Genomic DNA, 7,619 nt, shown 5'->3' with positions numbered 1-7,619 from the left:
GCCCGGAAAGCCCGGGCGCGATACCTGCCAGGATCTACAGCCCGTCAGGCGCCGTAGATCGACTCGATCTCTCCGGCGAACTCCTTCGCCACCACATTCCGCTTCAGCTTCAGCGACGGCGTGATGTGGCCGGCCTCCTCAGTGAACTGGGAGCCCAGGATGCGGAACTTCCGCACCGATTCCGCCTTGGAAACCGCACTGTTGCCCTCGTCCACCGCCCGCTGGATCTCCGCCAGCAGGTCCGGGTCCTCACGCAGCGAAGCCGCCGTGGAACCGGCCGGCTTGCCGTGGTCGGCGGCCCAGCGGGCCAGGAACTCCTCGTCGATGGTGACCAGCGCGCCCACGAACGGCCGCCCGTCACCGACCACCATGCACTCCGCGACCAGCGCGTGCGCCCGGATACGGTCCTCGATCACCGCGGGGGCGACGTTCTTGCCGCCCGCCGTCACCAGGATCTCCTTCTTGCGGCCCGTGATCGCGAGGTAGCCGTCCTCGTCCAGGGTGCCGATGTCACCGGTGTGGAACCAGCCGTCGGACAGCGCCTCAACGGTCGCCTTCTCGTTGTTCCAGTAGCCAGAGAAGACATGCTCGCCATGCACCAGCACCTCGCCGTCGTCGGCGATCCGGACCACCGAGCCCGGGATCGGCTGGCCGACCGTGCCGATCTTCGGCCGGTCGTACGGGTTGAACGTGGTGGCAGCGCAGGTCTCGGTCAGGCCGTAGCCCTCCAGCACTGTGAAGCCGATACCGCGGAAGAAGTGGCCGAGCCGCTCGCCGAGCGGCGCGCCGCCGGAGATGGCGTACTCACCCCGCCCGCCCAGCACCGCGCGCAGCTTGCTGAAGACCAGCTTGTCGAACAGCTTGTGCTTGAGCTTCAGCAGGAACGGGATACCGCCGGGGGCGTCGAGCGCGCGGCTGTACGCGATCGCCGTGTCGGCCGCCTTGTCGAAGATCTTGCCCTTGCCGTCAGCCTGCGCCTTCGCCCTCGCGGAGTTGTAGACCTTCTCGAAGACCCGTGGCACACCGAGGATCAGGGTCGGCTGGAAGCCCGCCAGCTCATCGGTGAGGTTCTTGATGTCCGGGGCGCAGCCCAGCTTGATCGGGGCCATCACGGGCGCGATCGCGACCATCCGGCCGAAGACATGCGCGGCGGGCAGGAACAGCAGCACCGAGCTGTGGCCGGTACGGAACAGCGGGCTCAGCCGCTCGACCAGGTTGCCGCACTCGGCGAAGAAGGCGCGGTGGGTGAGCACGCAGCCCTTGGGGCGGCCGGTGGTTCCCGAGGTGTAGACGATCGTCGCCGGGTCGTCCGCCTTGGCGATGGCGCTGCGCTCGTCCACCAGCGCGTCGCTGACCTCGGCGCCGGCCGCGGTCAGCTCGTCGATCGCTGAGCGCTCGATCTGCCAGAGATGCTTGATCGCGGGCAGCTCGGCCCGCACCGACTCCAGGGCCTCGGCGTGCGCGTCGCTCTCCACGATCGCCGCCACCGCGCCGGAGTCACCCAGGATCCAGAGCACCTGCTCGGCCGAGCTGGTCTCGTACACCGGCACGGTCACACCGCCGGCGCTCCAGATCGCGAAGTCGAGCAGGATCCACTCGTAGCGGGTGCGGGACATCAGCGCGACCCGGTCGCCGGGCTGCACACCCGAGGCGATCAGGCCCTTGGCGGCGGCCCTCACCTCGGCCAGGAACTGGGTGGCGGTGACATCCGTCCAGGTGCCCCCGACCTTACGGCCCATGACAGCGACATCCGGATGCTGGGTCGCATTACGGCGGATGAGATCCGTCAGGTTTCCGTCCGTGGGGACCTCGTACAGGGCCGGAAGGCTGAACTCACGCAAGACTGCTGCTCCTCATCGGGCGCCGGCGCCACGGCTCTGTGTGAACGCACCGGGGACTGCCCGGACGTTACCGACCAGTACTTGGTTCCGGATAGGGGGTTCCGGTCAGATGTTCGCTGCGTCACATGTGCGTGGCGCCGCATCGCGAACCCTATGCCACGGTCTCCCGGCCCGCGAAGTTCGTGCAGGTCTGGACGCCGATCGCCACCTCTATCCTGTGTGGGCTGTTCGACCTAGGGTGATCGGGGGGTGATCTGGATGCGCGTTCACGTAGTCAGCGACGTACATGGGAACACGAGGGACCTGGCCAGGGCCGGGGATGGGGCGGACGCCCTGATCTGCCTCGGCGACCTGGTGCTCTTCCTGGACTACGCCGATCACTCGCGCGGGATCTTCCCCGACCTCTTCGGCGTCGAGAACGCCGATCGGATCGTGGCGCTGCGCACCGCGCGCCGCTTCGAGGAGGCCCGTGCCTTCGGGCGGCAACTGTGGGCCGGTCTGGACCGCGAAGCCGCCATCACCTCCGCCGTGCGCAAGCAGTACGCCGAGATGTTCGCCGCCTTTCCCGCGCCGACGTACGCGACATACGGGAACGTCGACATCCCCGCACTCTGGCCGGAGTACGCCCGCCCTGGGACCACGGTGCTGGACGCCGAACGGATCGAGCTCGACGGCCGCGTCTTCGGGTTCGTCGGCGGCGGACTGCGCACGCCCATGCGCACCCCCTTCGAGATCTCGGACGAGGAGTACGCGGCCAAGGTCGAAGCGCTCGGCGAGGTGGACGTCCTGTGCTCGCACATCCCACCGGACGTGCCCGAGCTCACCTACGACGTCGTCCCGCGCCGCTTCGAGCGCGGCAGCCGCGCCCTCCTGGAGGCCATCCGCCGCACCCGGCCCCGGTACGCGCTGTTCGGGCACGTCCACCAGCCGCTGGCCCAGCGGATGCGGATCGGTGCCACCGAGTGCGTGAACGTCGGGCACTTCGCCGCCACGGGGCGGCCCTGGGCCCTGGAATGGTGACCGGTACGGTCACGGTAGATTGCACACCGCAACCTTGTCCGGAGAGCACCGGAGAGCACTGGAGGAGCCCGGCGATGGCGGAACACACCAGCTCGAGCATCACCATCGACGCGGCACCCGCCGACGTCATGGGGGTGATCTCCGACTTCGCGCGCTACCCGGAGTGGACCGGCGAGGTGAAGGAGACCGAAGTCCTGGAGAAGGACGACCAAGGGCGCGCGGTACGGGTCCGGCTGGTGCTGGACGCCGGCGCCATCAAGGACGACCACACCCTCGCGTACACCTGGACCGGGGCGAACCAGGTCTCCTGGACTCTGGTCAAGTCGCAGATGCTGCGTGAGCTCGACGGCTCGTACACGCTGGCGCCGGTCGAGGGCGGTGAGCGCACCGAGGTCACCTACCAGCTCACGGTCGATGTCAAGATCCCGATGCTGGGCATGATCAAGCGCAAGGCGGAGAAGGTCATCATCGACCGCGCCCTCGCGGGTCTGAAGAAGCGCGTCGAGTCCGGCGCGGGCGCCTGATCCGCACCGCCCCTTCCGTTTCCATGCGTCTCGTTCTCGTCACCGGGCCCGGCGGTTCGGGCTGCACCACCATCGCGGCGGCCACCGCGCTCGCCGCTGCCCGCGGCGGCGGGCGGACCCTGCTGCTCACGGCCGCGGCTGCGCCCGCACCGGGCGTGCCCGTGGGAACCGGGCCGGTCGAGGTGGCCGAGCGGCTCTGGGCCGCCCGGATCGACTCCGGCGCGCACTTCCGACGCGAACTGCTCGCCTTCCAGCAGCGCGGCACCGCGGCCCTCGATCTGCTCGGCGCCCGGAAGCTGGAGGACGAGGAGCTCACGGAACTGCCCGGCAGCGAGCAGTTCGCCCTGCTGCGGGCACTGCGTGACCTTCGCGGCGGCGGTTGGGACACGGCCGTGGTCGACATGCCCCCGGTCCGCGAGACGATCGCCCTGCTCGGGCTCCCCGAGCAGCTCCGCCGCTATGTGCGCCGCCTGCTGCCACCGGAACGCCAGGCGGCCCGGGCGCTGCGCCCGATGCTGGCTCAGCTCGCCGGTGTGCCGATGCCCGCCCAGTGGCTTTACGAGACCGCCGGTCGCTGGGAGACGGAGCTCAGCGCCGTGCAGCGGCTGATCGAGGATCCGGACACCACGGTCCGGCTGGTCGCCGAACCCGGCCCGGCGGCGGAGGACGCCCTGCTCACGGCGCGGCTCGGGCTCGCGCTGCACGGGATGCGGGTGGACGCGCTGGTGGCCAACCGCGTCCTGCCGACGGCATCGCCGGACCCCTGGCTCGCCGGGCTCCAGGCCCAGCAGGAGAAGGCGCTGCACCGCTGGCACCAGGAGAGCCGATCCGAGACCGGGACCGGGCCGCTGCTCTCGGTTGCCCATCTGGGCCGGGATCCCCGGGGGCTCGACGACCTGGCCGCACTGGGTGCCGGACTGGCGCCAGGGGCGGCCGCCCGCCCCGAGCCCTGGGACATCCAGCGGGCACCGTCATCCGGTGAGGACGAACTCCACTGGGTACTGCCGCTGCCCGGTGCCGTGAAGGAGGAGCTTGGCCTGGTCCGCCGCGGTGACGAACTGCTCATCACCGTGGGCCCGTTCCGGCGCGTCCTCCCGCTGCCGGCGGTGCTGCGGCGCTGCACCGTCTCGGGCGCGGGCCTCAAGGACGGCGAGCTCCGGGTCAGGTTCACCCCGGATCCCGCTGTGTGGCCGCAGCGCCGCTGAACGGGGGCACACCCCGTTCGGGTACCGTCGGCAGTAAGCAGTCCCTCCCGTTCTTCAGGAGTGCGCCATGAGCGATGCCACCGAGCGTCCCGCCGTCGATGCCGACGCCTGGGCCGAGGCATGTGCCGAGGACCTGGCGGCCGAGCGTGCCCGCCGCCGGGAGCGGCACGGGCACGGCGGCGGCACCGGGTCCGCGGCGGAAGAGCTACGCAAGTTGATGGACGCCGTGGCCGACAAGGTGTCCTCATTGCAGAACCCGCTGTTCGGCATGGCGGCACAGGGTGCCGTACAGCAGATGATCAGCCAGGCCAAGGCGGTCGTGGAACCCGTCATCGAGCGCAATCCGCAGGTCTTCGACCACCTCGCCGCAGCGGGAAGTGAGCTGCTCGCGGCCTACCGCTCCGCCGTCGAGGGCCATGAGCGGCGCTGGACGCGCGGCGAGACCCCGGACGGGGGCGGGACCCCGGGCGGCAAGCAGGGCGGGGCGCCCGGCGACCGGCGCGACGGCCCCGACGACGGGCCGCGCGAGCAGATCGACCTGGACTGAGGCGGGGAGTCCCTCCGGTACCGTTGGCCTTAGCGGGGCACGACCGAAAACTGAGGGACATATGGGACTCACCATCGGCGTCGACATCGGCGGCACCAAGATTGCGGCCGGCGTGGTTGACGAAGAGGGCGCCATTCTCGAAACGCACACGGTGCCCACTCCGCCCACTGCCGAAGGGATCGTGGACGCGATCTGCGCGGCCGTCACCGGAGCCGGTAAGGGGCACGACATCGAAGCGGTCGGCATCGGCGCCGCCGGCTATGTCGACGACAAGCGTGCCACCGTCCTCTTCGCACCGAACATCCACTGGCGCCACGAGCCGCTGAAGGACAAGGTCGAACAGCGCGTCAGCCTCCCCGTCGTCGTGGAGAACGACGCCAACGCGGCTGCCTGGGGCGAGTACCGCTTCGGCGCGGGCCAGGGACACGAAGACGTCATCTGCATCACGCTCGGCACCGGCCTGGGCGGGGGCATCATCATCGGCAACAAACTGCGCCGCGGCCGGTTCGGCGTCGCGGCGGAGTTCGGACACATCCGGGTCGTCCCCGACGGACTGCTGTGCGGCTGCGGCAGCCAGGGCTGCTGGGAGCAGTACGCCTCGGGGCGCGCCCTCGTCCGGTACGCACAGCAGCGCGCGGGCGCGACGCCGGAGAACGCGCGGATTCTGCTCGGTCTCGGCGACGGCACGCCCGCGGGCATCGAAGGCAGGCATGTCAGCGAGGCGGCGCGGCAGGGCGACAAGGTGGCCGTCGACTCCTTCCGGGAGCTCGCGCGCTGGGCAGGGGCCGGGCTCGCGGACCTGGCCTCGCTCTTCGACCCGTCCGCGTTCATCGTCGGTGGCGGTGTCTCCGACGAGGGCGACCTGGTACTCGACCCGATCCGCAAGTCCTTCCGTCGCTGGCTGATCGGTGCCCAGTGGCGCCCGCACGCCCAGGTGCTCGCCGCCCAACTCGGCAACAGGGCAGGCATGGTCGGTGCCGCGGACCTGGCCCGCCAGGGCTGACCTGTTCGTACGCGCCCGTGCCCGCCGCCCCCTGATGGAAGGGGGGCGGCGGGCACCCCGCTTACCGGGGCCGGGTGGCGGCGCCCGCCGCGTACCCGGCACTGCCTGCCGCGGGGGGGCGGTTGGGGGCCGGGAAGGGGCCCCCGCCGCCCCCCCCCCCCCCGGCTGGTACGCCGTGCGCGCCCCCCCGCGCCCCCGCCCCGCCCCCCACCCCGCTATCTTGACCGCATGCCGACGCCCCCCGATCCCTACACCCTGCCCAACTCCCGCACCGAGCCGGACGGTTCAGCGGTCGTACGGGTGCTCAGCTACAACATCCGCTCCCTGCGGGACGACGAGGACGCGCTCGCCAGGGTGATCCGTGCCTGCCGGCCCGACCTGGTGTTCATCCAGGAGGCACCGCGCTTCTTCCGCTGGCGCAAGCACGCCGCACGGCTCGCCGCCAAGAGCGAGCTGGTCGTGCTGAGCGGTGGCGCCACCGCCGCGGGACCGCTGCTGCTGTGCTCGCTGCGGGCGACCGTCGAGCACACCGAGGACGTACTGCTGCCGCTCACTCCCGGCCTGCACCGCCGGGGCTTCGCGACCGCCGTCGTACGGTTCGGCCGGGCCAGGGTCGGACTGCTCAGCCTCCATCTGAGCCTGAACGCCGCCGAGCGCTACGCCCAGGCGGGACTGCTGCTGGAGCGGCTCGGGGACATGGAAGTACCGCACGCCGTCGCGGCCGGTGACGTCAACGAACAGCCCGACGGCCCCGGATTCCGCCGTCTCGCGGCCGAGCTCCAGGACTGCCGGCGGGTACGCCCCTGGGGCGGCGAGCACACCTTCACCACCGCCGCACCGCACAAGCGCATCGACGCCGTCTTCGCGACTCCGGGAATCGAGGTACTCGGCTGCGGGGTGCCGACGGATCACCACGGCGTCAGCGCAGCCGATCTGAAGGCCGCGACGGACCATCTGCCGGTGCTGGCAGCCCTGCGTATCCCGGCGCCGCCGGCTGCGCCCCGCTGTCGTGACAGCGGCGACTGACCGGCGGATGTGTCGGCGTGGTCGTGGGCCGATCGGACGCGAGCGGGTCGCGGGGGGCAGTGACTGGCCCGGCAGCCCTTGGTGCCGGGCCGCAGCGCCGAGTGGCGACGGGCCTTCTGCCGGGGCTGGCGGTGGCGACTGGCCGGGGGATGTGTGGCCTCGTGGTCGCCTGCCCGGGGCGGACTGCCCGGGCAACGGCTGACCCGGCGTGCTTGGGCAGGAGCGCGGCGCCATGTGGGTCGTGAGCATCTGCTGGTGCTGGCCGCACTGCGTGCCCCTGCGCCGCCTGGCTGAGCCCGGTCGGCGTCTGGGTGCGGCAGCCCGGCCGTCGTGGCAGCGGCGGCTCAGCGGCGAAGCGGACGGGGGCCCCCGCCCGCCCCCCCCCCGCCCCGGGCGGCCCCCCGGCCCCGCGCGGGCGAGCCCCCCCCCCCCCCCGCGCCCCCGCGGGCGCGC

The 7,619-nt window shown here is 71.9% G+C and carries 7 protein-coding genes; 6 read left to right on the top strand and 1 reads right to left on the bottom strand.

The window, feature by feature from the left end; genetic code table 11:
* Positions 1 to 44: 44 nt before the first annotated feature.
* Positions 45 to 1,841 carry an AMP-dependent synthetase/ligase gene (locus ACFWI9_RS20740; protein ID WP_387164008.1) on the bottom strand — a complete coding sequence of 599 codons (1,797 nt, stop codon included), beginning with the start codon at positions 1,839 to 1,841 and terminating at the stop codon, positions 45 to 47.
* Between the two features lie 258 nt (positions 1,842 to 2,099).
* Between ACFWI9_RS20740 and ACFWI9_RS20735 the strand changes: the two genes are divergently transcribed.
* From ACFWI9_RS20735 to ACFWI9_RS20710, 6 genes are all read left to right on the top strand, one after another.
* The gene (locus ACFWI9_RS20735; protein WP_387164006.1) at positions 2,100 to 2,861 is read left to right on the top strand and encodes a metallophosphoesterase; all 762 of its coding nucleotides are present in this window, start codon (positions 2,100 to 2,102) and stop codon (positions 2,859 to 2,861) included.
* A gap of 74 nt (positions 2,862 to 2,935) precedes the next feature.
* Positions 2,936 to 3,385 (top strand): SRPBCC family protein, encoded by a 450-nt coding sequence (locus ACFWI9_RS20730; RefSeq protein WP_387164004.1) that lies wholly within the window; start codon positions 2,936 to 2,938, stop codon positions 3,383 to 3,385.
* A 23-nt stretch (positions 3,386 to 3,408) separates the two neighbouring features.
* Positions 3,409 to 4,590: an ArsA family ATPase gene (locus ACFWI9_RS20725; protein WP_387164002.1), complete on the top strand. Its 1,182-nt coding sequence runs from the start codon at positions 3,409 to 3,411 to the stop codon at positions 4,588 to 4,590.
* Between the two features lie 67 nt (positions 4,591 to 4,657).
* On the top strand, positions 4,658 to 5,137 hold the full coding sequence (locus ACFWI9_RS20720) for a DUF5304 domain-containing protein (RefSeq protein WP_387164000.1): 480 nt from the start codon (positions 4,658 to 4,660) through the stop codon (positions 5,135 to 5,137).
* A 61-nt stretch (positions 5,138 to 5,198) separates the two neighbouring features.
* Positions 5,199 to 6,140, top strand: a complete 942-nt coding sequence (locus ACFWI9_RS20715) for an ROK family glucokinase (RefSeq protein WP_387163999.1) — start codon at positions 5,199 to 5,201, stop codon at positions 6,138 to 6,140.
* Positions 6,141 to 6,368: 228 nt separating this feature from the next.
* Positions 6,369 to 7,166: an endonuclease/exonuclease/phosphatase family protein gene (locus ACFWI9_RS20710; protein WP_387163997.1), complete on the top strand. Its 798-nt coding sequence runs from the start codon at positions 6,369 to 6,371 to the stop codon at positions 7,164 to 7,166.
* Positions 7,167 to 7,619 lie beyond the last annotated feature (453 nt).

The sequence above is a fragment of the Streptomyces sp. NPDC127084 genome (assembly GCF_042724175.1).
Classification (GTDB): Bacteria; Actinomycetota; Actinomycetes; order Streptomycetales; family Streptomycetaceae; genus Streptomyces.
This window is presented reverse-complemented; position numbering and strand designations above follow the sequence as displayed.